General features: G+C 58.5%; 21 protein-coding genes. 14 read left to right on the forward strand and 7 right to left on the reverse strand.

Going from position 1 to position 26,208, the window contains the following annotated elements:
- From C3F13_02530 to C3F13_02570, 9 genes are all read left to right on the forward strand, one after another.
- Window positions 1-1,080, forward strand: a 1,080-nt coding sequence (locus tag C3F13_02530; protein ID PWB55958.1) for an NADH-quinone oxidoreductase subunit NuoF, incomplete at its 5' end; no start/stop codon positions are given.
- Window positions 1,073-3,493, forward strand: coding sequence for an NADH dehydrogenase (quinone) subunit G (gene nuoG / locus C3F13_02535; GenBank protein ID PWB55959.1), 2,421 nt, complete (start codon window positions 1,073-1,075; stop codon window positions 3,491-3,493). The genes C3F13_02530 and nuoG, both read left to right, overlap by 8 nt.
- A gap of 10 nt (window positions 3,494-3,503) precedes the next feature.
- Complete coding sequence (locus C3F13_02540) at window positions 3,504-4,637, forward strand: NADH-quinone oxidoreductase subunit NuoH (GenBank protein PWB55960.1); 1,134 nt, start codon at window positions 3,504-3,506, stop codon at window positions 4,635-4,637.
- Window positions 4,624-5,142 carry an NADH-quinone oxidoreductase subunit NuoI gene (locus C3F13_02545; GenBank protein PWB55961.1) on the forward strand — a complete coding sequence of 173 codons (519 nt, stop codon included), beginning with the start codon at window positions 4,624-4,626 and terminating at the stop codon, window positions 5,140-5,142. Before C3F13_02540 ends, C3F13_02545 begins: the two co-directional genes overlap by 14 nt.
- 13 nt (window positions 5,143-5,155) lie before the next feature.
- Window positions 5,156-5,671: an NADH-quinone oxidoreductase subunit J gene (locus C3F13_02550; GenBank protein ID PWB56042.1), complete on the forward strand. Its 516-nt coding sequence runs from the start codon at window positions 5,156-5,158 to the stop codon at window positions 5,669-5,671.
- Window positions 5,671-5,982: an NADH-quinone oxidoreductase subunit NuoK gene (locus C3F13_02555; GenBank protein ID PWB55962.1), complete on the forward strand. Its 312-nt coding sequence runs from the start codon at window positions 5,671-5,673 to the stop codon at window positions 5,980-5,982. Before C3F13_02550 ends, C3F13_02555 begins: the two co-directional genes overlap by 1 nt.
- A 20-nt stretch (window positions 5,983-6,002) precedes the next feature.
- Window positions 6,003-8,057: an NADH-quinone oxidoreductase subunit L gene (locus C3F13_02560; GenBank protein PWB56043.1), complete on the forward strand. Its 2,055-nt coding sequence runs from the start codon at window positions 6,003-6,005 to the stop codon at window positions 8,055-8,057.
- A gap of 74 nt (window positions 8,058-8,131) precedes the next feature.
- Window positions 8,132-9,628, forward strand: coding sequence for a Fe-S-binding domain-containing protein (locus C3F13_02565; protein ID PWB56044.1), 1,497 nt, complete (start codon window positions 8,132-8,134; stop codon window positions 9,626-9,628).
- Window positions 9,629-9,690: 62 nt separating this feature from the next.
- Complete coding sequence (locus C3F13_02570) at window positions 9,691-11,151, forward strand: NADH-quinone oxidoreductase subunit N (GenBank protein PWB55963.1); 1,461 nt, start codon at window positions 9,691-9,693, stop codon at window positions 11,149-11,151.
- Window positions 11,152-11,232: 81 nt separating this feature from the next.
- Here the strand turns inward: C3F13_02570 and C3F13_02575 are convergent, their stop codons facing one another.
- Window positions 11,233-12,024 carry a hypothetical protein gene (locus C3F13_02575; protein ID PWB55964.1) on the reverse strand — a complete coding sequence of 264 codons (792 nt, stop codon included), beginning with the start codon at window positions 12,022-12,024 and terminating at the stop codon, window positions 11,233-11,235.
- Between the two features lie 237 nt (window positions 12,025-12,261).
- Window positions 12,262-12,684 (reverse strand): hypothetical protein, encoded by a 423-nt coding sequence (locus C3F13_02580; protein PWB55965.1) that lies wholly within the window; start codon window positions 12,682-12,684, stop codon window positions 12,262-12,264.
- A 200-nt stretch (window positions 12,685-12,884) separates the two neighbouring features.
- Between C3F13_02580 and C3F13_02585 the strand changes: the two genes are divergently transcribed.
- From C3F13_02585 to C3F13_02600, 4 genes are all read left to right on the forward strand, one after another.
- Window positions 12,885-15,155 carry an ABC transporter ATP-binding protein gene (locus C3F13_02585; GenBank protein PWB55966.1) on the forward strand — a complete coding sequence of 757 codons (2,271 nt, stop codon included), beginning with the start codon at window positions 12,885-12,887 and terminating at the stop codon, window positions 15,153-15,155.
- Window positions 15,156-15,215: 60 nt separating this feature from the next.
- Complete coding sequence (locus C3F13_02590) at window positions 15,216-16,370, forward strand: hypothetical protein (protein PWB55967.1); 1,155 nt, start codon at window positions 15,216-15,218, stop codon at window positions 16,368-16,370.
- 217 nt (window positions 16,371-16,587) lie between these two features.
- Entirely contained in the window at window positions 16,588-18,858 is a 2,271-nt protein-coding gene (locus tag C3F13_02595; GenBank protein ID PWB55968.1) for an ABC transporter ATP-binding protein, read from the forward strand.
- Window positions 18,848-20,062 (forward strand): hypothetical protein, encoded by a 1,215-nt coding sequence (locus tag C3F13_02600; GenBank protein PWB55969.1) that lies wholly within the window; start codon window positions 18,848-18,850, stop codon window positions 20,060-20,062. The genes C3F13_02595 and C3F13_02600 overlap by 11 nt, the downstream gene beginning before the upstream one ends.
- A 13-nt stretch (window positions 20,063-20,075) precedes the next feature.
- On the opposite strand, the gene C3F13_02605 is transcribed toward C3F13_02600, so the two are convergent.
- From C3F13_02605 to C3F13_02625, 5 genes are all read right to left on the reverse strand, one after another.
- Window positions 20,076-21,797 carry a hypothetical protein gene (locus C3F13_02605; GenBank protein PWB55970.1) on the reverse strand — a complete coding sequence of 574 codons (1,722 nt, stop codon included), beginning with the start codon at window positions 21,795-21,797 and terminating at the stop codon, window positions 20,076-20,078.
- A 122-nt stretch (window positions 21,798-21,919) separates the two neighbouring features.
- Window positions 21,920-22,318, reverse strand: coding sequence for a nitroreductase family deazaflavin-dependent oxidoreductase (locus C3F13_02610; protein PWB55971.1), 399 nt, complete (start codon window positions 22,316-22,318; stop codon window positions 21,920-21,922).
- Window positions 22,315-23,340 carry an SAM-dependent methyltransferase gene (locus C3F13_02615; protein PWB55972.1) on the reverse strand — a complete coding sequence of 342 codons (1,026 nt, stop codon included), beginning with the start codon at window positions 23,338-23,340 and terminating at the stop codon, window positions 22,315-22,317. Before C3F13_02615 ends, C3F13_02610 begins: the two co-directional genes overlap by 4 nt.
- Before the next feature lie 8 nt (window positions 23,341-23,348).
- Window positions 23,349-24,317: an EamA family transporter gene (locus C3F13_02620; protein PWB56045.1), complete on the reverse strand. Its 969-nt coding sequence runs from the start codon at window positions 24,315-24,317 to the stop codon at window positions 23,349-23,351.
- Between the two features lie 17 nt (window positions 24,318-24,334).
- A complete protein-coding gene (locus tag C3F13_02625) occupies window positions 24,335-24,901 on the reverse strand; it encodes a hypothetical protein (GenBank protein PWB56046.1) in 567 nt (188 codons plus the stop codon).
- Between C3F13_02625 and C3F13_02630 the strand changes: the two genes are divergently transcribed.
- Window positions 24,778-26,190: a hypothetical protein gene (locus C3F13_02630; protein PWB55973.1), complete on the forward strand. Its 1,413-nt coding sequence runs from the start codon at window positions 24,778-24,780 to the stop codon at window positions 26,188-26,190. The two genes, C3F13_02625 and C3F13_02630, sit on opposite strands and share 124 nt — an antisense overlap.
- Window positions 26,191-26,208 lie beyond the last annotated feature (18 nt).

Genomic DNA, 26,208 nt, shown 5'->3' on the forward strand with positions numbered 1-26,208 from the left:
GGCACCAAGTGGTCCTTCATCGACAACAAGAGCTGGCCGCATTACGTGGTGGCCAATGCTGACGAGTCCGAACCGGGCACCTTCAAGGACCGCGAGATCATGGAGTGCAATCCCTTCCAATTCCTGGAGGGGGTTGCCATCGCCTCCTACGCAGTGGGTGCCAGGGCGGCCTACATCTACCTGCGGGGCGAATTCTGGACGGTTGCCGCCATCCTCGATAAGAAGATCGCCGAGATGGAAAAAGCCGGTCTGCTGGGGGAGGCACTTTTCGGCAGCGACTTTTCACTGCGCATTTACACCCACCTGGGTGCGGGAGCCTACATCTGCGGCGAGGAGACGGCTCTGCTTGAGTCCATCGAGGGGAAACGCGGCCAGCCACGCATCCGGCCTCCCTTCCCGGCGGTGTATGGTTTGTACGGCAAGCCCACCGTGGTCAACAACGTTGAAACGCTCGCCAACGTTCCACTGATCATTTCAAAAGGGGCCGACTGGTACAAGTCGCTGGGCACTCCTGACAGCGCTGGTGTGAAGATCTTCTCCCTCTCCGGGCATGTGAAGCAGCCCGGGAATTACGAACTACCTTTTGGCACCACCTACCGTGAGTTGATCTATACCCACGGCGGCGGCGTAAGCGATGACCGCCCGGTCAAGGCCATCATGTCGGCGGGAGCCTCGTCAGCCATGATCATTGCCGACGACAAGGCGCTCGATACCCCCATGGATTATGCTTCGGTGCGCGGCCTGGGTGCAGATCTGGGGTCCGCCTCCGTGATCGTCATCAATGACAGTGTGGATATGGACTGGGTCATTAACAAGACCATCCGATTCTTTAAACACGAATCCTGCGGCAAGTGCACTCCCTGCCGGGAAGGAACCTATTGGATGCAGCACCTGATCGAGCGCATTAAGCGCGGCGAGGAAGTGAAAGCCAATACAGAACTGCTCCATAGCGTGGCAAAGCAGATGCAGAATAAATGCCTGTGCCCGCTGGGTGAGTTCTCCACAATGGCGGTCACCACTGCCATCGAGCGCTTCCCGGCAGACTTTGAACCCTCCCACAGCGGAGGCGGCCATGGCTAAAATGGTTTCCCTGACGATCGATGGAAAACCGGTCAGTGTGCCGGAAGGTACGCTCATCGTTAATGCCGCCAAGCAGGTCGGCATTGACATCCCCGTCTTCTGCTATCACCCGAAGATGGAACCGGTGGGGATGTGCCGTCAATGCCTGGTGGAAGTGGGCCGCCCGGTGGTGGACCGCGCCACCGGACAGGTGGTGATGGAAGGTGACAAGCCCAAGATCGGTTTTGGCCCCAAACTCGAAACCGCCTGCACCACCCCGGTCTCGGAAGGCATGCAGGTCTTGAGCCAGTCTGAAAAAGCCAAGGCTTCTCAAAAAGAGATCCTGGAATTCCTGCTCACCTCGCATCCCCTGGACTGCCCCGTCTGCGATAAGGGCGGCGAATGCCCGCTGCAGAACCTGACCATGGCCCATGCCTCACCGCAAAGCCGTTATCAGTACAGCGAGAAGCACCATGCCGGCAAACATGTGCCCCTGGGCGACCTGATCTGGCTGGACCGCGAACGCTGCATCCAGTGCGCCCGCTGCATCCGCTTCCAGGATGAAATTGCCGGGGAGCCCGTGCTGGCCTTCTACCAGCGCGGTCGTGCCACCGACATCATAACCAATTCCGAGCCGGGTTTTGACTCGATCTTCTCCGGCAACACTTCCGACATCTGCCCGGTGGGTGCATTGACCACTGCGGACTTCCGCTTTGGAGCCCGCCCGTGGGAGATGAAGGCGGCTGCATCCATCTGTCCGCACTGCCCAGTGGGCTGCAACGTAACGCTGAACACCCGGCGGGAAGCCAGTTCGGGCGGAAAAGTAGCCATCAAGCGGGTCATGCCGCGTCAGAACGAAGCCGTGAACGAGATCTGGCTGTGCGACAAGGGCCGCTTCGCCCATCATTATGTCGAATCTGCCAGCCGGCTGGACCAGGTGCTGGTAAGGAGGAATGGCGAACTCCAGCAGGCATCCTGGCAGGAAGGCCTGCAAACGGTGGCGATGGCCCTTAAGGAGGCGGGTAATGAGGCCGTCATCCTTGCCAGCGGACGGCTTTCCAATGAAGACCTGTTCACGCTGAAAGGCCTGTCTGACAGCCTGGGTGGCAAAGCCCTGCTTTACACCCACATGGGTGGAGGTGAACAAACCCTCGCCTACGGCGTCAGTGCCGGGATGGACTTCTCAAGTATGGGCAAGGGCACCATCCTCCTGGTGGTGGCTTCGGACCTGTACCAGGAAGCCCCGCTCTGGTACCTGCGTATCAAGCAGGCTGCCAGGCGCGGTGCCACCCTGATCGTGGTGAATGCACGCCAGACCAAGCTGGACCCCTGGGCTGCCTTTGTGGTCCGGACTTCCTACGGGGACGAAGTGGAAACCGTCCAAGGTCTCCCCGGCAAGGAGAAGATCGGTGCACTGATCCAGTCGGCTGAGAACCTGGTGGTGCTTTATGGCTCGGACGGACTTGGGTTGGAAGGTTCCAGTGCCCTGGCGGCAGCCTGTGCTGAACTGGTGAAGGCCCACGCCGGAAAACCAAACAGCGGCCTGATCGGCGTTTGGCCCCGGGCGAATGACCAGGGAGCCTGGGAAATTGGCTTTAAACCAGCGGAAGATCTGGCAAAGACCCTCAGCGGCAAGACGGTCTACGTGGTGGCAGCCGATCCTGCTGGCGATGACCCACTGCTGCAGCAGGCTCTCAAGGGAGCCAAATTTCTGGCGGTGCAGGAATTGTTCCTGACCGAAACCGCAAAACTGGCACAGGTGGTTCTTCCGGCGCGATCCTACACCGAATGCGAAGGCTCCTACACCTCCGGCGAACGTAGGGTGCAGCGTTTCTACCCTGCCATATCGGCGCGCGGCGAAGCGCGCCAGGATTTCGCCATCACCAGTGCCATTGCCAGTGAAATCGGCGTGACCCTGGAGAGCGGCTCACCGGCGCGGGTAATGAATTCCCTGGCCGGCACGCTGAAAGCCTATAAAGGCATTACCTACCGCAGCCTGGCAGCCACGCATGAGCAAGCCCCACTGGTGGGACGTGGCGACTTGTACTACGGCGGCACGACCTATGAAAACCGGCAGGGCCTGGGCGTGCACCTGGCCCTGGCGGGCTCTGCCCCCGCGGCTGCTCCAGCGCCCGCCTCCTTGCGGCCGTTGGATGACAGGCTCCTGGCGGTGCCTGTGACACATTTATACGACCCCGGCGTCACTTTGACTGGTTCCAGCCTGCTGGAGGCGCATATCCGCCAGGTTGAAGTGCTCGTGCACCCCGAGACCGCCCGCAAGTACGGGTTTACCCAAGGCGGTCCGGTCACCGTGAACGGGGTGGAAGCCAGGCTGAAGGTGGATGAAAACGTCCCGGCTTCGGTCATGCTTCTGCCGCGCAGGTTGGGTCTGTCGATCCATGCTCCAGCCTATGCTGAAATAAAGAAGGCATAAGGAAGGCACAATGAACTTTCCCATGGTATTGGAATGGCTTATCAAAGGCTTTGTGTGGGCACTGATCCTGCTGGGCGGTTTTGCCTACCTTACGCTCTACGAGCGCAAGGCACTGGCGCGCATCCAGTCTCGCATCGGCCCCAACCGCGCCGGGCCATGGGGTATCCTCCAGCCTATCGCGGACGCGGTCAAGCTGATCTTTAAAGAGGAACTCACCCCGGCCAATGTGGATAAATTGATCTTCCTGCTCTCCCCGGTCATCACGGTGGTGCCGGCGGTGGTAATCACGGCGGTGGTACCCTGGGGGCCCAGCCTGAATATTTTCGGCTACCACCTGGATCTGTATATCGCAGATATCAATGTGGGCGTGCTGTACATCATGTCGATCGCCTCCATTGCAGTGTATGGCATTGTACTGGCAGGCTGGTCTTCCAATAACAAGTATGCCATGCTGGGTGGTTTGCGCTCGTCGGCGCAGATGATCAGTTATGAGATCGCCCTGGGGTTGTCATTCGTCTCGGTGGTCCTGTTGGCTGGTTCAATGAACATGCTCGATATCGTCCACCTGCAGGGCGGATACTGGTTGAACTTCATTCCCAAGTGGTTCGTGGTGCTCCAGCCGGTCGGGACGGCCATCTTCCTGATCGCCACCCTGGCGGAGGTCAACCGCGCCCCCTTCGACATGCCCGAAGCCGAGCAGGAACTGACCGCCGGGTACCATACCGAGTACTCCGGCATGAAGTTCGCCCTGCTGTTCATGGCCGAATATACCAAGATGATCGCCATCAGTGCCATCGGGGCCACCATCTTCTTTGGCGGCTACAATGGTCCTTTCATTAATAAGTTTCCCTGGCTTGGACCGATCTACATCTTCATCAAGATCCTGCTGCTGCTGTTTGGAATGATCTGGGTGCGGGCGACCTTCCCACGCATCCGTTACGACCGCCTGATGGCTTTTGGGTGGAAAGTACTCCTGCCGCTCTCGCTGGCGCTGGTCTTCATCACGGCGGTGGGGATCATGCTGGGGCAGCAGGTGAACCCGGGATTGGTATTCATCATCCCGGTGGCATCCCTGCTGGCAGGCGGTGTGGCGGTTGCGCTGATCGACCGAACGCTAAGGAGAAAAGACTATGCGCGTCGTTGAGCCTGTGGTGGAACTGGTTCGGGGCATGTGGACGACGCTCCGGATGATGTTTGACAAACCGGTCACCATCCAGTACCCGGAAGAGAAAAAACCCGTCAAGCCCCGCTTCCGCGGCCGGCATGTCTTAAAGCGCTACGAGAATGGCCTGGAAAAGTGCATCGGCTGTGCCCTGTGTGCCGCTGCCTGCCCGGCGGATGCCATCTTCGTCGAGTCAGCCGAAAACACTGATGAACGGCGTTTCTCACCCGGCGAGCGCTATGCCAGCACGTACGAGATCAACATGCTGCGCTGCATTTACTGCGGTTTTTGTGAGGATGCCTGCCCTACCGAAGCGATCGTGCTGGGTGACCAATATGAGCTGTCCTTCACCGACCGGCGGCAATCGATCTACCCCAAGGAAATGCTGATCGAGCCTGTTCCGGCGGGCGGGAAGCCCACCCCCCAGGAGACCGAGCCGGGCCTTTACACCCGCTCGGTGCCTGAAATGAAAGATCCACAAGATTGAGACACCCATGAACCTGACCCTCATCTTCTTCATCATCCTGGCGGTTGTTGCCATCGCTTCTGCAGCAGGCTTATTGATCAGCCGGAATTCGGTCTATGCCGCCCTGTACCTGGTGCTCAACTTTGCCTGCGTGGCTGTGTTCTATCTCCTGCTGGGCGCCCCCTTCATCGCCCTGGCGCAGGTGACCGTTTACGCCGGCGCTATCATGGTGTTGTTCCTGTTCGTCATCATGCTGCTGGGTGCGGATAAACTGCCACGTGGGCAGGTCCTGCCCTGGCAGCGGCCTGTGGCCATCGTGCTGGCGGGGGTGCTGCTGGCGGAAGCGGGCTTTCTGCTCATCCAACGCCTCAACCTGAGCACCAGCCTGGCCAACCCGGACGCATCTGCCAACACCACCGCCAACCTGCAGGAACTGGCAAAAATGCTCTTCAGCCAGTACCTGCTGCCATTTGAAGTGACCTCCGTGCTGCTGCTGGTGGCAATGATCGGTGTGATTGTGCTGACGAAAAAAGAGAAAGGAGAGGCCTAATGGAGCAAACCATCCCTCTCACCTATTACCTGCTGGTTTCAGCCATCCTGTTCGTGATGGGCGCGCTGGGGGTGCTGGTCCGGCGCAACCCATTGATCATCTTCATGTCGATCGAGTTGATGTTGAATGCAGCCAACCTGGCGTTCGTGGCGTTTGCCCGCTCCTTTGGCGTGCTCACCGGTCAGATCTTCGTTTTCTTTGTGATGACCGTGGCGGCTGCAGAAGTGGCGGTGGGCCTGGCCCTGATCGTGATCATCTTCCGCACACGACACAACATTGATGTGGATCAGATGAACAGCCTGAAAGGATAAGCGCAATGGAAACTTCTGGTCTGTTCTCGCTTGTACCCCTGATCGTCTTCCTGCCGGTGGCGGGCTTGCTGGTCAACATGATCTTCGGCGGCCGCATGAGTGAAAAAGGCATCGGCACAGTTGCCAGCCTGGCTTCCGGGCTTTCATTCGCAGTGGCTGTCCTGCTGGGCATTGCGCTATGGACCAGCAGCGGCGAGGCTGTGGTGGTCCCATTTGCCGACTGGCTGCACATTGGTGACCTGAACGTTGCCTGGGATTTCCGGGTGGATACACTTTCGGTGGTGATGATGCTGGTGGTCTCCGGCGTTGGCACCCTCATTCATATCTATGCCATCGGTTACATGCATGAGGATGTGCGCTTCAAGAACGATCCGGGCCGCTACCGCCGCTTCTTCGTGTTCCTGAACCTGTTCATCGCCATGATGATGATCCTGGTCAGCGGCGACTCCTACCTGATGCTGTTCGTCGGCTGGGAAGGGGTGGGCTTGTGCTCCTTCCTGCTGATCGGCTTCTGGTATGAGATGGATACACTCGGCAGGCCTTCGTGGGCGAATTCCAATGCCGCCAAAAAAGCCATGATCGCCAACCGCATCGGTGACTTTGGTTTTCTACTGGCAGCCTTCACCATGTTCTGGTGGTTCAAGAGCCTCAATTTTACCGAGGTCTTCGAGCAGGCCGCCACCATCCCTTCCAATGTGATCCTAATGATCACGCTCTTCCTGCTGGTGGGCGTGGCAGGCAAGTCAGCCCAGATCCCGCTCTACGTCTGGTTGCCAGACGCCATGGCTGGCCCAACACCGGTTTCCGCCCTCATCCATGCCGCCACCATGGTAACCGCCGGCGTGTACCTGGTCACCCGCTCCGCCCCGCTCTACATGCTTGCTCCACAGGCACAAACGGTGGTGGCGTTGGTGGGAGGCATTACCGCCCTGTTTGCCGCCACCATTGCGGTGGGACAGTATGACATTAAGAAGGTGCTGGCTTATTCCACCATCTCGCAGTTGGGGTTCATGGTGGCTGCGGTGGGCATGGGAGCCTATGTGGCCGGCATGTTCCACCTGGTGACGCATGCCTTCTTCAAGGCTTTGTTGTTCCTTTCAGCCGGCTCCGTCATCCTGGGCATGGAACGCGGGCATCACCACCTTCCGCACGAAGCCCATGGCGAACACCACGAAGAGGTCTTTGATCCCGGCGACATGCGCAACATGGGCGGCTTGCGCAAACAAATGCCTGTCACCTTCTGGCTCTACCTGGTGGGTGCGTTGGCCCTGGCGGGCATCTTCCCCTTGGCGGGGTTCTGGTCCAAGGATGAGATCCTGGCAGATGCCTTCCACCAATTTCCCCTGGTATATGCCCTGCTTAGCGTGGCAGCCTTCCTGACCGCCTTTTACATGGGCCGCCAGGTCTGGATGGTCTTCTTTGGAAAAGCCCGCCATGCCGCGGCCGGGCATGCCCAGGAAAGCCCCAAGGTCATCACCATCCCGCTCATGGTCCTGGCGGGGTTGGCGATCCTGGGTGGGGCACTGAATTTGCCCGGGCTGCACAGCCTGACCCTCTGGTTGGAACATTCCATCGAGGGCATCGAAGCCGGGGAATTCAACTTCATGGTGGCGGCCGTCTCCACCGGGCTGGCTTTGCTGGCCATCTTCCTGGCATGGCTGCTTTACGGACGCAAGCCACTGGCGCAGGGAGAAAAGGATCCGCTGAAGAAAATGCTCGGCCCGCTCTTTACCGTCTTCGAGCGAAAATACTGGGTGGATGAAGCCTACAATGCTCTCATCCTCGACCGGTATGTGGATCTTTCCCGCTTCCTGGCAAATGTGATCGATGGAAGATTCTGGCATGACTGGGTGCATGACAAGCTCATCGCCGGTACCTACAACTGGTTTGCACGCACCTTCCTGGACCTGCGCGTGGACCAGCAGTTTATCGATGCCATCGCCAATGGTCTGGGGAAGATCACCCAGCGCGTTTCAGGTGGTTTGCGCCGCCTGCAGAATGGCTTTGTACGCAGTTATGCCATGGCGGTGCTTGCAGGTGTTGCCATCATTATTGGCTATCTATTGTTGAAATAATCTCATTATTTGAACCCCCCATCGCCCGGGCTGTGGAGGTGGTTCAAAATGACTGAGGAGTGAACATGAACTTAATTACCAATCCCCTCATCCTGGTGACATTCTTCCCACTGCTGGGTGTCCTGGCACTGCTCTTTGTCCGCTCGGATCGCAAGACTCTCATGCGCTGGATCAGCCTGCTGGTCTCCCTGGTCACTTTTGGTCTGTCGATCTGGATGCTGACGTTGTTCGACAAGGCCAACCCAGAACTGCAGTTGGGATTTAACCTGCCCTGGATCCAGGTGGCAAACTGGAATATCAGTTTCATCATGGGCGTGGACGGTCTGAGCATCCTGCTGGTGTTGCTTACCACCTTCCTGACCCCCATTTCCATCCTTTCCACCTGGACTGCGGTCGAGGAACGGGTGAAAGAGTTCATGATCTTCTTCCTGCTGCTGGAAGTGGGCATGTTGGGCGTTTTCCTGGCGCAGGATCTGTTCCTGTTCTACATCTTCTGGGAATTCACCCTGGTGCCGATGTACTTCCTGATCGGCATCTGGGGCGGACCGCGCCGCATCTACGCCGCCATCAAGTTCTTCCTGTACACCATGGCTGGCTCGATCCTGATGCTGCTGGCCATCCTGTGGCTGGGCATCAACCAGGGTACCTTCAGCGTACCCGACCTGATCAAGAACGGCGGCATTCCCGGCAACATCCAGCTTTGGTTGTTCCTGGCTTTCGCAGCTGCCTTCGCCATCAAGGTACCCATGTGGCCGCTGCACTCGTGGCTGCCAGACGCACACGTGGAAGCCCCCACCGCCGGTTCTGTGATCCTGGCGGGTGTACTGCTGAAGATGGGCACGTATGGCTTCCTGCGCTTCAACCTGCCTCTTTTCCCTGATGCGGTCAAGCAAGCCGCACCCTGGATGGCTCTCCTGGCAGTCATTGGCATCCTGTACGGCGCGGCTGTCTCGTACGCGCAGAAGGACATCAAGAAACTGGTTGCTTATTCATCGGTCAGCCACCTGGGCTTTGTAATGCTGGGCTTGTTTGCCCTGAATGCCCAGGGGGTGGAGGGGGCCATCCTGCAGATGATCAACCACGGTTTGAGCACGGGTGCGTTGTTCCTCCTGGTGGGCATGGTGTACGAGCAAACTCACACGCGGGAATTCAGTGTGTACGGTGGATTGTGGAAGATCATGCCGGTGTATGGCACGGTGATGTTGATCGTGGCCCTCTCATCGATGGGCTTGCCTGGTCTGAACGGTTTCATCGGCGAATTTGCGATCCTGCTGGGTGCGTTTGGCTCCAAGGCCATCGGCTCACCCTGGTTTGCCGGGTTGGCCGCGGCGGGTGTCATTCTGGCGGCTGTGTATATCCTGTACATGTTCCAGAAGATGTTCCTGGGACCCGAAGGCTCGATCGTGGAAGATGTGAAGAAGCACGGGCATGCCCTGCGCGACCTGAATTTGCGCGAAATCGTCACCGTCCTGCCTCTTCTGGTCTTCATCTTCTGGATTGGCCTGTACCCCAAGCCATTCTTTGACCTGATCGCTCCTGCAGTAGAAAAACTACTGATCGCCTTTCATTAGCCACACATGAACGACGTACTCCTTTCTAATCCTTCCCTGTTCACCTGTGGTTCGGAGCATCCATGACGCAATCCGATCTCTTCACAATTTTACCGATCCTCGTGCTCATCGTCTGGGCATGTGTGTTGCTGCTGGTGGACTTGTTCATACCCAAGGGCAGTAAAAAATGGACCGCTTTGCTGGCTGCGGTCGGCCTGGCAGGCGCCCTGGGCTTGAACCTGGCACAAGCCGGGCAGCAACTTTCCGCCTTTGGCGGCATGGTCGTGCTGGACGGCTTTTCATCCTTCATGACCAGCCTGTTCCTGGCAAGCGGGCTGCTGGCGGTCGCCCTCGCCTACGGCTACCTCAAGCGCATGGGGCTGGAGCGCGGTGAGTATTATGTCATCCTGATGTTCAGCCTGTCGGGAATGATGTTAATGGCCCAGGCGACGGACCTTTTCGTGGTGTTCCTCGCCCTCGAACTTTTATCCATTCCACTCTATGTGCTGGCAGCTTTTGCCCGCTCGCGCTCAGATTCCGAAGAAGCCGGGCTGAAGTATTTCCTGCTGGGTGCTTTTGCCACCGGGTTCGTGGTCTATGGCATCAGCCTGGTTTTTGGTGCCACCGGGCACACCTCCCTGGCCGGGATCGTCTCGGTCATCCAAACCCCCGAGACTTTCAGCGGCACCTTCAATCCGCTCCTGCTGACAATCGGCGCGGCGCTGATCCTGGTGGGGTTCAGTTTCAAGGTGGCAGCCGTCCCCTTTCACATGTGGACTCCCGACGTTTACCAGGGTGCGCCCACCCCGGTGACGGGCTTCATGGCGGTGGGTGCCAAGGCGGCTGGTTTTGCCGCGTTGTTGCGCATCTTCGTGGCTGCCCTGCCATCATTGAGCGCCGACCTGGTGCCGGTGCTGTGGGGTCTGGCTGCCCTCACCATGCTGGTGGGCAACCTGGTTGCCATTTCACAAACCAACATCAAGCGCTTGCTGGCCTACTCCAGCATTGCCCATGCCGGTTATATCTTGATGGCTTTTGTGAACTTTGGGAACCCAAAAGTGGGACCGGATGCAGTCGCCTCAGCCCTGTTCTACCTGCTCACCTATGCCATCACCTCCTTCGGAGCCTGGGCAGTGGTCATTGGGCTGGAAAAACAGGATGGAAAAGGTCTGGAGATCAGCGACTTCGCAGGCCTGGGACGCAAACGCCCCCTTATGGCGGCTGCCATGACCATCTTCATGCTCTCACTGACCGGCATGCCGCCCACGCTGGGCCTGGTGGGTAAGTTCTACCTGTTCCGCACTGTGGTGGAAGGCGGTTACATCTGGCTGGCGGTGATAGGCGTGCTCACTTCGCTCATCTCGGCATACTACTACCTGCGGGTGGTGGTGACCATGTATATGCACACGGGTGAGCCTGAAACCAAGCGTGAATTCTGGCTGGACCTTACCTGGGAACTGGCAGCCCTGGCGACGGTGGTGCTTAGTTTCGTGCCGGCGGCGCTCTTCGCCTGGGCAAGCGGTGCGGTACTGACAATATTCTAAAATAACCACAGATATGCAAAGGACGGTGAGAATTTCACCGTCCTTTTTTTATTGGCTGAGTTCGTAATCCTGCTGCCCGACTTATGCCGTTGGAGGAATTTCCCCTTCCAACAGGCTGCCGCTTTCAAGAAGTTCGATGAAAGTGCCCACGAACCGCCCTCCGGGTGCGCCATCAACGATGTCATGATTGATGCTGACCGTCAGGTGCAGGCAGTCGCGCAATGCCACCCCCCCGTTGTAAGCCATTGGTTTTGGCACCATGCTGCCGATCCAGGCTCCCACAGTGTGGATGTATAGTTGTCCAACCCCCCATCTTAAACCTTTGCCAAACATCCCGAACGCGGAGAGCTGGGCGGTGCCGTCGATGCGCTTCATCAGGCCAGGGAACCACTTCATCAAGCTGAATGTGAGGGTGCGCATGAACCCGGGAACGTGGCTTGCGAGCGGCATGACCTTCTCAAGCCAGCCGAGGGGATGCGAGCCGGCTTTGACCGCCCTTAATTCATCACTGATCTCCCTAACTGATCTTTCGTGCGCCCGCCGGACGACATGCGGCACGGGCACTCCCTGGCCATCCGGATGGTCGACAAAGGTGGAGACATCTACATCATTGAAAACCAGCAGCCGGTTGTCGAGGGTGCGATAGACGTGCACTGCCGGGTGTGCATGGATAGCCCTGGCATAGCAGGCAATGATGTAGGCGGTGAGGGAGAGCGGGTGACCGTCACTTCCGCGGGTGTCCTTCAGCATGCGGCGCGGCTCGGTTATATCTGCTTCCAGCAATCCATGCACGATGTGACGCCGGACTGCGAAGCGCAGCGCTTCACTGGCCACCCTGCGGCTGCGCGGGAAAGGAAGGAATTCTTTATCCATCACATGTCCTTTTCGGAAGGTATTTAATCATTCCACTTTTCCTGTGGTCGCTTTCGAGACTTTAATGATAGGATAATAATATTCCGTAATTCCGAAAAATCATCCATACAGCCTGCCCTTAACCCCCACCTGATTTGGATTGGAAGTGGTACCAAGCCGTTGCTAAATGAATCAACCCTGAAAGCAAGGCTGGGGTACGCCGCGACCAACTGGGGGCGAGGCGATTGGAGAAGGTGACTAAAACCCGCAATTGTTGGAAGTAATGTTCCCGCTCTGATCCATGCATATCGTGCATTGCAACCCAAGCAGGGAGGTTGAATTGTAACAGGTGACATTAGGTGCAAGGGTTGCGGTGGGAAGATAGATCACTGGTTTTGGGGTGGGTGTGGAGGTTGGGCTGGGAGTTTCCGAAGGGGTGATCGTGAAGGTGAAGGTGGGACTGGGGGTCTCGCTGGGGGTAACAGTAAGGGTCGCTGTGGAGGTTGGCATGGCGGTCAGGGTCTCGGCAACGTGTTGTGCAATTGCCGTGGACTCAGCATCCCCACCCGATCCGCAGGAAGTGAGCAGTAACGCCGCAACTAGCAGAAACCAGGTTGATTTTTTCATCTCATCATTATACAGCAGCCCAACAAAAACCACAAATCCGGTAATGAAACCCAACTTTTCATTCGCTCCCGCCTCCCGGGTGGTTGGTTTGCATAATTACCTGAATTCACTTATACTATCGAAGAACCAATCGACAATCCCTTGCTCGCAAGTTAAAAAGGACCTGGTTACTGCTCCTCTTGCTGCCTGAAAGATTGGGGATACCAGCACCGGCAGGGAATGGTTGGCATAATCATCAAGGCGGTCTGATCAAAATGTTGGCTGAATACAAACCATTAATTGGAGCAGGCGAGGTCAAGGGGTCTGAAGTTGAAGCGCTCCAATTAAACAAATGGGTGCGCAAGAAGCTCAATATTCTCCAGGACGTCTCGCTGACCTTCAAGCCGGGTGAATTTATCGTGGTGGTGGGGGCCAGCGGGGGCGGCAAGACCACCCTGGTGGATGCCATTGCCGGTTACCGCCCGGCCACCCACGGCAGGGTCTTCGTGGATGGCATTGATGTATACCGGAACGTGGACTCGATGCGCGGCAAGGTCGGGTACGTCCCACAGCGCGACATCATTCACATGGAATTAACCGTGTACCAAGCACTTGAATTCAGCGCGCGCCTGCGTCTGCCACCCCACACCACCCGGGCGGAGCGTAAGGAACGCATCCACGAGGTGCTGGAAGAGTTGGGCCTGGAAAATCACCAGGACATGCGCATCAGCGAGTTAAGCGGGGGGCAGCAGAAGCGCGTCTCCATCGGTGTGGAACTGCTCACCCGCCCCGGCTTGTTCTTCCTGGATGAACCCACCTCGGGCCTGGACCCCGGGAATGAAACGGCCTTCATGTACCTGATGCGCCGCCTGGCAGACCAGGGACGCACGGTGGTGATGATCTCGCACACCACCAAGAATGTGATGTTGGCAGATAAGGTGCTCTTCATGGGCCGCGGCGGCTACATGGCCTGGTTTGGCCCCCCGGCCGAAGCCATGACCTATTTTGCCCAGTTCCGCACCAAGAGGCAGTTTGGGGATGGCGAAATGCAGTTCGATGAGATCTACGCCATCCTGGATGACCCTGAATTGGGGGATGCCAAGGATTGGGCGGACCGCTTTCAGGAGAGCCAGGCGTATCGCCAGTATGTGCTGGAGCCGCTGCAGCCCCGCCAGGAATTGCTGGAGAAAGAAAAAACCCGGGCCCGCTTGAGCCGCAGGTCTGCCGAAACCCGGCAATACCAGGAAGACAGGAAACGCGCCCGCAAGAACCGCATTTCAGGACTGCGGCAATTCATCATCCTGTCGGTGCGCAATCTGACCATCCTGGGGCGCGACCGCTCCAGCCTGATCCTGATGCTGTTGATCGCCCCCATCGTGGGGACGTTGGACCTGTTTCTGGCACCGCTGTTGGGGAAGAATGTCTTTTCCTATGAGAACGGCAGCGCTGTGAATGCCAGCGTGATCTTTTACCTGTGGTCCATCTATTCCCTGCTGGTGGGTGGTCTTTCGCAGATGCGTGAGTTCGTCAAGGAAGCCAGCATCTATAAACGTGAACGACTGGTGAATTTACGGATCTTCCCTTATGTTGCCTCCAAGGTGTGGGTGGCTTTGATCCTGGCCCTCTACCACGCACTGGCGTTCACCTTGATCCGTTACCTGGCTTTTAATATGCCGGGTGGATTGAGCGAATTCATCCAGGTGTATGTCACCCTCCTGCTGGGGACCATCACCGGCATGATGATCGGCTTGATGGCTTCCGCCATTTCGAACAACCAGAGCACCACCCCGCTGATCATGATCCTGTTGACGGTGCCGATGTACATGTTCAGCGGCGCACTGGCACCCATCCCGGAATACCTGAGCGTTTGGGCTTCCACGCGCTGGTCTTACGAAGCCCTGATGGGCATCGCCGGGATCGGCTCGGATGTTTCCCGCGATCCCTGCTGGCAGCTGCCGGCAGACCTGCGGGATGGCATGTCCCTGGACGACAAGGAATTCTTCCAGTGCAACTGCATGGGCTTGGACATGTTCAGCAAGGATTCATGTGACTTCCCGGGTGTGGGCGCATATTACACCAGTGAGCTTAACCAGGATCCTCCTGCCAGCCCGGCGGCACTACCGGATGCCCCCCCTGAGCCGCTCTTCCCCGATCCTCCCGACCCCCCTGCAGATGTTTCAAACCAGGTGGTCGTGGTTCAATACCTGGACGCGTTGAAGAAATACCAGGAGGATGTCACAGACATTCAGGATGATTACCGCAACCAGGTGGATATCTACCAGACCATGGCAGAGATCTACCAGAATGACATGATCCAATACCAGGAAGACCTGGCCAAATACACGGTCAGGCGCGTCTCGGCTGTGTCTGGCGCTGAGGGCGTCATTGACAGTGTCGTTGATCGTTGGAGTTGGGCATTCGTGAACAAGCGCGATCCCAAGGCCTATCTTCCCTGGTTGTACCAGGTGTGGGCTGCCCAGGTCATCCTGATGCTGCTCTATTTTGTGGTCATCCTGATCCTGATCAAGCGCAAGGACAGCCAGTGATCTTAAGCGCTGGTATTAAAGGTATGATGAGTGTGAGTACCAAACAAAGGCAGGCGCGCGATGAGAACTGAAATTCGCAGATGGACAAAGGTCGTTTCCCTGATCCTTCCTGTGCTGCTTTTCCTGGCAGCCTGCGGGTCCATCCTGGAACAACATAACTTGGATTATGGGACGCTCACACCCATGGGGAGAGCGGTGATGGAAACCATCACAGCGCGTGCCCTGGAAGCAGGCTCGGGCTCCAGCCAGGCGACCGCCTTCGCCAAGGCCACTGCCATCAGTGCAGAGTCCACCGCCCAGGCGGAGCAGGACAACCTGGTCTATCAGCAGACAGCTGCCGCCATGCTCCCGGTGCTGGAAGAGCTCCCCCGGTATGGCGTCAACCCCCTGGACGGGCAGGTCGCCTGGCTTCATCCGCCGGTGACCATCGAGCTGGACGGGTATTCGCAGACCGGGTACGCCAACGACTATCCGGAGGTGACCGCGGCCGATTTCGTCCTGGCAGCGGATTTCACCTGGAACACGCAGGCCGCCACTGCCAGTTGCGGGTATGTTTTCCGCTCGGACGGCGACAAGGAAAAGCCCAACCAGTTTAACATCACGGTGGCACGCTATGCCAGCGGCACGCTGTATTTTTCAGCCCTGGTGGATGGAAACCTGGCCAACACGCAGGCCTTTTACCCCAAGAAAAAAGATACCTCCTTCAACGGGCTGAATGACGCCACCAACCGGCTGGTGGTGGTGGCGCGCGGCACGCTGATCGACATTTACACCAATGGGGTCAAGATCGGCCAGGTGGATACCACCAAGCCGCCGCCCTCCACGGTTGAAGCACCCATCTTCCCTATCCGACCGGTTGACCCCACCCCCGAACAACTTGCTGCCTACCAGCAGGCCTTGGCTCAGTATGAGCAGGTGATGGCACAGAACCAGGCAAACCTGAGCGAGGCTCAGCGCAACTACAACAGCGAAAAGATCGCCACATTCCGGGATGGCTTTCTCAGTTTCATAAGCGCCAGCGAATATGGCCATACCACCTGCAAATTCAGCAATGCCTGGCTGTTCATCATTGGCCGGCCGCCAACTCCCACCCCCAACCTGACCTGGACAGCCACTCCCACGATTACACCCACCCGCACCCCCAACCGGGTTCGCACGGCAACATCAGCCTGTGCCACCTACCAGGCTGGTTACCCCGGTACTCCCTGTCCGTAGGAGAGAAATGTCACCGCTCCTTCCGGGTAAGCCATCCGGAAGGGAAAAGTTAAAATATTGAGAGTCATCCCTACACCATGAGGCATCATCCCCTGGCAACATCTTCCCCCTCAAAATTACGTCCCTTCCCTTCAGAGCCAGGCAGTAATTTCCTTATTCATATCTTTCCGGGCGGGGTAGAACCCGTGGGGCATACTGCCCAGTGTGAAACCAACCTATGACCATGCTCAAGACTGAAGCAAACAAGGAAACCGAACCTGGAGGTGCACTCGTAGAAGTACTCCAGGTGAACAAGTGGGTTCGCCGTAAACTCAATATTCTGCACGACATCTCCCTGGTTGTGAAGCCGAATGAATTCGTGGTGGTGGTAGGGCAGAGCGGTGGCGGCAAGACCACCCTGGTGGATGCCATCGCGGGGTACCGGCCTGCCACTCACGGCCGGGTGCTGGTGGACGGTATCGACGTGTATCGTAATAAAGCCTCCATGCGGGGAAAGATCGGCTATGTGCCCCAGCGCGACATCATCCACATGGAGTTGACCGTTTACCAGGCCCTGGATTTCAGTGCCAGGTTGAGGATGCCCCCCAGAACCAGCAAAATGGAACGCCAGAGGCGCATCCTGGAGGTGCTGGAGGAATTGGACCTGGAAGCGCAAAAGGATGTGCGCATCAGCGACCTGAGCGGGGGACAGCAGAAGCGGGTCTCCATCGGAGTGGAATTGCTCACCCGGCCGCGGCTCTTCTTCCTGGATGAACCCACCTCCGGCTTGGACCCCGGCAACGAGACAGCTTTCATGCACCTCATGCGCCGGTTGGCTGACCAGGGCCGCACGGTGATCATGATCACCCACACTACCAAGAATGTAAAACTGGCGGACAAGGTCCTGTTCATGGACACCGGCGGGTACATGGCCTGGTATGGTCCGCCAGATGAAGCACTCGCATATTTTGACCATTATCGCAGTGAACAGCACCTGGGTGAAACGGTGATGCAATTCGATGACATCTACGCCGTCATTGAAGACCCGGACCTGGGGGGACCGAAAGAATGGGCTGAGCGCTACCTGGCCAGCGAAGCCTACCGCAAATACATCTACGAACCCTTGAGAGCCCGCCGGGAAAGCCTTGACGACCTGGTGATCCAATCCCGCTCCCGCCGGAAAAAGCTGGAGACCCGTCGCACCCGCCTGGATAGAAACCGGGTGCGGAAACTGACCATCTCATCCTTCCGTCAATTTGCCATCCTTTCCAGCAGGAACCTCACCATCCTGGCGCGTGATCGCTCCAGCCTGATCTTGATGCTGTTGATCGCCCCGTTGGTGGGCTCGGTGGATTTCATCATCGCCCCCATTTTGGGGAAAGACACCTTTAATTACGTCACCGGCAACGGCATCTATGCCAACGTATCCCTGTTCATCGTGACCATGTACGCCCTGATGGTGGGCGCCATGAGCCAGATGCGAGAATTCGTAAAGGAAGCCAGCATCTACAAGCGCGAACGCCTGGTTAACCTGCGTATCTTTCCCTACGTGGCGTCCAAGGTATGGGTGGCTTTATTGCTGGCTTTCTACCATGCCCTGGCGTTCACGGTTCTGCATTTCGCAGCCTTCAAAGTCCCCGGGGGTCCCTCAGCTTTCCTGGAGATCTACATTTCACTGGTGCTGGCGGTGATGACCGGCATGATGCTTGGCTTGGTGGCTTCCGCCATCTCCAACAACCCCGGTGTGACCCCCCTGATCATGATCGGGTTGATCGTGGTTTTGATCGTTTTCAGCGGCGGCCTGGCGCCCATCCCTGATTATATGAGCGCCTGGGCAACCACCCGTTGGTCGCTCCAGGTGATGATCGGGATCACCGAAATGGGCTCGGATGTGGCCCGCGATCCCTGCTGGGACCTGCCCAAGCCGCTGCGCGATGCACTGACATTGGAGGACAAGGCTTTTTACCAATGTCCCTGCATGGGTGTGAAGATGTTCGACCAGAACTCCTGTGACTTCCCGGGTCTGGGTGCCCTGTATGTGCCCGAGATCTCGGAGGCTCCGCCCGCGGCTCCACCTGCCCTGCCCGAAGCCCCGGCAGAACCGGCCCTGCCCTCCCCGCCTTCCCCCCCGCAGGACACTTCCGACCAGGTGAAGGTGGTGGAATACCTGAATGCCCTGCAGCAGTATGAAGAGTCAGTCACCAGCCTTCAGAAAAATTATCGCAGCCAGATGGATTTTTACAAGAACACGGTTGCCATCTACCAGACCAACCTGGTACAGTACCAGCAGGACCTGGCGCACTACACCATTTCGCGGGCGGCTGCGGTCTCGGCAGGCGAAGCCCTGATCGACAGCGTGGCGATCTCCTCCGACTGGGCCTGGGTTGACAAAACAGATCCCTCCATCTATTATCCATGGGTATTCAAGACCTGGTATGCCCAGTTGATCCTGGTCGTCCTGTATTTCTCCGTCATCTTGATCCTGGTAAAGAGCCGAGATGTCCACTAAACCGCGCATTGCAGCCCTGCTGATCCTAATGATAATTGTGATGGTCGCGGCGTGTGTGCCCATCTTCGACCAGGATCTCCAGCCCTCCAATACCCGCACGCCCTTTGCGGAAGAATTCATGCTCACCGTCACAGCGCGCGCCGGGCTGCAGGCCGGCTCGGGGGATGACCTGGCGACCCAATATGCGCAAGCCACCGCCCTCAGCCAGGATGTGACCGCCCAGGCGGAAACGGAACAGGCTGCCTTTGCCGCCACTGCCGAAGCCATGCTGCCGGTCTTGCAGGAACTGCCCCTTTACGGGGTTAACCCGCTGGATGGGCAGGTGGCCTGGCTGCATAACCCCTTCGACCTGGATCTGGACGGTTACATGCAGTATGGGTATGCCAATGATTACCCTGAGATCCTGGCGGGCGATTTTGCCCTGGCCGCGGATATCACCTGGGACACCAAGGCTGGCTCCTCCACCTGCGGGTATTATTTCCGTTCCGACGGGAACAAAGATAAACCCAATCAATTCATGGTGTCCATTTCCCGCTTTGCCAACGGCACACTCACATTTTCCGCCCTGGTGGATGGCAACATCACCAACACGCAAGCCTTTTACCCGCGCGGCAAAGACAAGTCCTTTGACTGGTTGAATGGTTCCACCAACCGGCTGGTGGTGGTGGCGCGTGGCAATCTCATCGAATTTTTTACCAACGGCATCAAGATCGGCCAGGTGGATATCACCAAGCCGCCGCCCTCCACACTTCAATTGCCGGCTTTCCCGCAAATGCCCTCCGATGCCAGCGAGGCTCAAATCGCGGAATACCAGGCCCAGGTGGCACAGTATGCGCAGATCTACGAACAGATGCAATCGGACCTGCTGGAAGCCCAACGCAACTACAACAATGATAAAATTGCCACCTTCACCGACGGCTTCCTGGGTTTTATGAGCATGAGTGAATATGGGCTGACCAAGTGCCAATTCAACAATGCCTGGTTGTTCCTGATCGGGCGTCCACCCTCCCCAACCCCCAACCTCACCTGGACCCGCACACCCACCCGCACTGCCACCCCCACGCCGAAGGCGCCGCTCGCCACCTGGACGCCCACCAACACACGCATCCCTTCGTCCACCATCACCCCCCTGCCCACCGATCCCTCCGGGACGGCCACCTCTGTCTGCGCCACCTCCCAGGCCATGGGCACACCCTGCCCCTGAGACCTTGCCTGGTTTACCTTTTTAAATACTTCCAGGGAAAATTATCGCGGCTGTAAACGCGCACCACCGCGGATAGGATGCTGGGCAGGGAGGAAATCCCAGGGTACATCAGGTAGCGCGGCTCCCACTGGGGGTGGAATTTATCCTTAAAGAAATGGATCCCCTGCAGGTTGTAGATGCGGTTCAGTGAGATCGCCAGCGAATGCAGGATCCGTTCCAGGCGCGGGTTATCGGGATGGGCGCCCACGCTGATCAATGGACTGACTCCCAGGCTGAACGATTCATAACCCCGATCTTTCGCCCACTCCAGCATGAAAATGTAAAGGAGATCCATCAACCCGTTATCCATATGTGGGTAACGGCGCATCATGTCAATGGTGACCTCATTTTTCTGGTACTCGGGGATCAAGTTGGCAAAGGCAGCCGGGCGGTCATCGGGCCCATATACCACAAATGCCGACCCGTTGCGGATGTAGTCATCACTGAACCAGCCGTGGGTGAAGGAGAGCTCCCCGCCCACCTTCATGGACAGCCAGGCATCACTGATCTTCCTCAATTCGCGCACTAACTGGTCATCGAGCGGCGGACGGTGAAAGGTGACCTTGTATCCGAGACGCGTCATCTTGGAGGCTGTCTGGCGGATATTCTTATTCTTGTTCCCCTGCAGTGTAAAACCTGCCAGCGCTACGATGGCTTCCTTCCCGATGGCGAGTTTTTCAAACCCAGCCTCAGCGTAGATGTCGAGATGGTCTGGCAGGACCGCCATATATCCAGCCTGCCAATCGTTCTCTTCACAAAACTGCTTAAACCCGTGGATGGCTGCATGGATATCCTCTAACGGACCGATCGGGTCTCCCAGCACAAGCACACCCCGGCCCCGTTCCACATAGGCGATCACCGAGCCGCCCGGGCTGAAGTAATAGGACTTGTCCTCGTACAGGGCAGCTCGTGCCAGGCCACCTCGTCCATATTTTTCGATGATGGCAGCCGCGCGGGTGCGTTCCTCTTCATTTGCAGGGCGGCGCACCAACACCGGGCGGATGATCATGATCAGGGAAAAACCCAGCGTCACCACCCAGACCACATAAACCGAAGCCACAAAATAGCGGCTAAAGCCCGCCAGGCTCCCCAGGTCAGGCGCCCTGGTGGCAGACAGTAGTTTAAAGGTCTGGCTGATGCTTTCCACCAGGTTGATGGGATGCCCGCTGGATGTGCCCTCCAGGCTGAAGCCGGCGGTACCATATGCCAGCGTGAAAAGGAACGCCGAAACCAGGATGATCACCCCCTGGCGCACCGAGGGCGGGTCGGAATGACTATGAAAACTGCGACTGAGCAGGAGCAACAGGAACAACAACACCCCGGCCAGGAGGGTCCCTAGATCCGGAGTGGTAAGGAAGTCAACCAGGATCTTACCGCCCACCACCAATACGCTCAGCACCCAACCGGTGCGTTTGCGCCTCCACAGGCTGCCGGCAAGCAGGAACAAGGCAAACCCGAGCAGGGCGGTTGCCAGGTGGCCTCCCACCTGGACTTCCAACGCGCTGGTCGAGTTGATCTCTTCCAGGCGGTCGATCATGGACGGCTGGATGGCCAGCAGGAGATTAACAGCCCCCAACAGCCAGATCAGGATGGCAACCAGGCGCACCCCCCAATGGGGGAACTCCTTCACTGTTCGCGAGGCGATGGTGAGAATATGTTTTTCGGTGTATGCCATGGCTCGTTTACAACAAATCATGCCCCAGGGCTCGGTGATGTTCGGATCTCCCCCTTGATCTGCCTTGCCTGGTCCGACCTAGCGCGCGGGGAAGAAGTCAATCCGAATCTGTTCTTTACTCATTATACTCTTTCACGCCTGAATCACAAATCGCCCTGGATCCGGAGCCTTAAAAAGTACTCGATCCCCATCATCCTCAACCCTGAACGGAAGATGGCTGGAAATGCCAGCAAGCTTCTTTCCGGGCTGACAAACTCCGGGTGGACCAGGGCATAGTCGCGATTTTTCCAGCGCAGTGAGCAACTCCCCCTTGCCAGCACGTTTTTCAACCAGTCCACCTTTTTTCCATAGGTGAGGGCGATCACGAAGCCATCCTCATACGGCTCGGCGATGATTGGGATCTGGTATAACCTGCCGCTCTTTCGTCCGAGGTGGCCGAGGATGGCGAAATGGCCGAATTTCTTCCCGCATAGGTGGATGAGCAGCTTGTTGGTGGCGGCTTTGTTCAACTGGCGGATGCGGTCCAGCGTCGCTTGTTTCATGTAACTTCCTCGGGCAGCGGTGTTTTCGTTTTCCGCTTCACCTTAAGCATTGCGATCTTGGTCGAATGGTTGAAGGGAGCCGGGTCGCTGATGGGCGAGCCTGAGCGTGTGCTGGCATACCCGCACACATCTTCGGGGACGGGGATTAATTCTGCCAATTGCATGTACCCGTCTGCACATAGTTCTTCCAGGGTGCCCAGGAATTTCTTTCCGCTCACGTAGAGGGCGTTATTTATGAAGATCAGCCAGCCATCCTGAGCCACCAGGGGACGCACCTTGTTGATCAGGCGGGCGCTGTCGGTGTTCAGGTCCAGCGTGCCGCGCGGGGTGGAGGAGTAAAATGGTGGATCCACCACCACGCAATCGAACAGCTCTCCGGTCCTCTTCAGGCGCTTCACCTGGCTCCAGAAGTCGCCTGCCATGAGATCTGCCTCACGGATGGGGAATCCGTTCAAACTGCAGGATTCCCTGGCAAGGTTGAGGAAAGCATGGTTCAGATCCAATTGCACAACCTGCCGGGCACCGCCTGCCAGGGCGGCCACACCCAGGCTGCCGGTGTAGGCAAACGTATTCAACACCCGCCTGCCGTGTGTGTTCAGCAGCAGCCATCGGCGCAAGCCGCGCGTATCCAGGTAAAAGCTGGCATCCTGGTTCATCCCAAGGTCCACAGCATACCAGACCCCGTTTTCCAGGATCTTGCGGTCGGGCTGCCCGCCAAAGAGATGCTGGCCGCGTTTTTCTTCCCTGGAGGCACTGCCGTGTTTCTTGAGCATGCCCGCCTTCAGCCAGGGCAGGCGCTGCTCCAGGAAGTCCTGCGCTTCACGGACCAGCGCCAAGTCCTGCTGCGGGTGGGTGGGATGAAGGGTGAGGACTGCCGTGGTGGCATAAACATCCAGGCTCAGCCCCGGGCAGCCTTCCAAAAAGCCGTTGAACAGACGGAAAGCGCTAAGGTGCCCATCGTCGATGATCGGCTGGCGTGCCTGAAAGGCTTTATCAAGCAGGGAGGTGATCAGCCCGGGCATACGGTTCCTCAGGTTGCTGTGGCTTCCATCTGCGATCGCTGGCGATCCAGGCGGCCCTCATGGATGCGCAGGAAGACCACCCCCGCCAGGATCAACACGCCGCCCAGCAACTGCCTCCAGGTGAGCTGCTCGCCCAGCAGCCCATAGGCAAGGACGGCGGTGAAAACAGGTTCCAGGGTGACCACCAGGTTGGCGACGCTGGAAGGCAGGTGGGACAGGCTGACATTGTACAGCCCGAAGCCAGCCAGGGTGGGTACTGCCGCCAACAGGAACAACAAACCCCAACCCACCCAGGCGTTTCCCAACCAGAGCAGCTCGCCCGGCTGGCTGGCGCTGCCCGGAATCTTGCCGGCGGAGACCAGGTTGAAACCCAGCAGGAAGAGCGCCGCGAACCCGAAAGTGTACAGCAGGGTCGTCCACGGGTTGATGCCACGCTGTGATGCCGAGCGCCCCATCAGCGAATAGACGGCATACATTAAACCGGAGAGCGTCCCGGTGATGATCCCGATCAGGTTCAAGCGCCAGGCGGCTTCGTCCAGGGCGTTGGCAACCAGCACACAACCGCCCAGGCTGAGCACCACTGCCAGTATCTTGCTCCACTCCAGGCGCTCCTTAAGGAACCACCAGCCCAGGAGGGCGGTGAAGCCCGCCGAACAATAAGCCAGCACGGTTGCCACCGAGGCACCATTGATCGCCACCGACAGGGTCCACAGGGAGTTGAACAGTGCCAGGGCCAGCCCGTAGAGGACCAGGAAGGGGATATGCGGGCGCTCCAGGCGTAGAAGCGCCCGCCTACCCAGCGCCAATATGGGCAGCAGGGTGAGGAAGACGAACAGGTCGCGCCAGAATGCCAGGATGAGCGCTGGCAGGGAATAAGTGCGGGTGAGATGCCGGATGAAAATGGCCGTGGTGGATAGGATGGCTGCGCTGATAAGGGCTGCAGTGTAGCCGCGTGTGAGGTGCGATCTGTCAGGCATGGGCAAATGGGATGGGGCTACAACCCCCAGCGTTCTTTCCTTTCCAGTTTTTCAATGGCTTCTTTAACCCGCCGCTGTCGGGTGTCATCCCTTTTGGCGTCCGAGATCCATCCGATGCAGATCCGGCGCTGAGAGGCCGGCAGTGTGTTGTAGAATTCCCAGGCGACCGGGCTGGTCATCAGGGCTGCCTTCAGCCAGTCGGGCAGCGCAAGTTCGAGGCGCCGGGGGGGCGGCAGGTGTGCGTCGGGCAGTGGGACACGGATGGCAGCCAGCCCCGCCGGGGTCATCCGGCCTTCATCCACCAGCCTGGCTGCCAGGTGCCGGTTGAGCTCGGACCACTGGCTGCCGGGCCGGCGGGGGTTGAATTTGCGGGCATAGCGTTCGTCATCGATCTTCTGGATGAGGCTGTCGATCCACCCGTAGCACAGGGCTTCTTCAAGCGATTGGCGGTAGGTGATGGATGGCTTTCCGCTTTCTTTCCGGTGGAAGATCAGCCAGACTTCCCGCTCGGTGGCATGGTTCTGTTCCAGCCATTGGCGCCATTCTTCACGGTTGGCGGCGGTGGTGGTGCGGGACATTTCCATGCCTGCCAGTATACATCAATTTGTCCGGGTGCTTGGCTGGCAGTATAATCAGCCGATGTGCTGGCAGCCCGTACTTGGGCTGCCGGTCGCGATCTCAAGGTTTCGCCCGGAGTGGCATGATCCAAGCACTGATCTTTGATTTTGACGGCCTGATGGTGGATACCGAAACGCCCGAACTGCAGATCTGGAAGGACCTCTTCGCCTCCTATGGGCAGGTTTTCCCGCTGGAAGAGTGGGTGCGCATCGTGGTGGGTTCAGGGGTTTCCAACCTGGACCCGGTCACCCGCCTGGAACAACTCACCGGGCTCCAGCTCGATCACCAGGCATTGCACCAGCAGGCGCACCAAACCTGGACGCAGTTACAAACCACCCTGCAGCCCATGCCGGGAGTGGTTGACACCCTGCAGACCGCCCGCGCGCAAGGCTTGCGCCTTGCCATTGCCTCTAGTTCACCCCACACCTGGGTGGAAGGCTTCCTAAAGCGGCTGGGATTCGAGCACCTGTTCGAGGCGGTCGTGTGCCGAGAAGATGCCCCACGCACAAAGCCTGCACCCGACCTGTACCTGGCGGCCCTTTCAACCCTGGGGTTGCGGGCAGACCAGGCGCTGGCGCTGGAGGATTCACCCAATGGAATTACTGCGGCAAAAGCCGCAGGGGTGCGGGTGCTGGGGGTGCCCAACGCTGTCACATCCCTACAGGGACCCCTGCCGGCTGACCTGACGCTGCACTCACTGGCCAGCCAGCCGCTGGGAGCCGTGCTGGCATATTTTGGAGACCGGTTGGAGCTCCGCCCGGAGAGCGGGCAGGATATCCCCGGCATCCGTGCCGTGGAGACAGCCGCCTTTTCCCGCCCGGCCGAGGCGCGGTTGGTGGAGCAGGCGCGCCAGCATGGCAGGGTCAGCCTTTCGATGGTGGCGGTCGAGCAGGGCAGCCTGGTGGGACACGTGCTGCTCACCCCACTCAGTTCAGAGAACGGATCCATACCCACCGGTGGGCTGGGGCTGGGTCCGCTGGCGGTTGCCCCTGAGGCCCAGGGTAAGGGGGTGGGTGCGCGGCTGGTGCGCGCTGCCCTGGAGCGGGCGCGCAGCATGGGGCACGGCTTCGTCGTCCTGCTGGGCGACCCGGCTTACTACGCCCGTTTTGGGTTCAAACCCGGGCGCAGCCTTGGTCTCACCAGCGATTACGGCAGCGGGGATGAGTTCCAGGCGTTGGAGCTGCGGGTGGGAGCGCTGGCTGGCGCAGATGGGCGGGTTCACTATATCCCCGAGTTCGGGGAACTGGATGGGTGAATAAAAACAGGGGGCACA

It is taken from the genome of Anaerolineales bacterium, assembly GCA_003105035.1.
GTDB lineage: Bacteria > Chloroflexota > Anaerolineae > Anaerolineales > UBA4823 > FEB-25.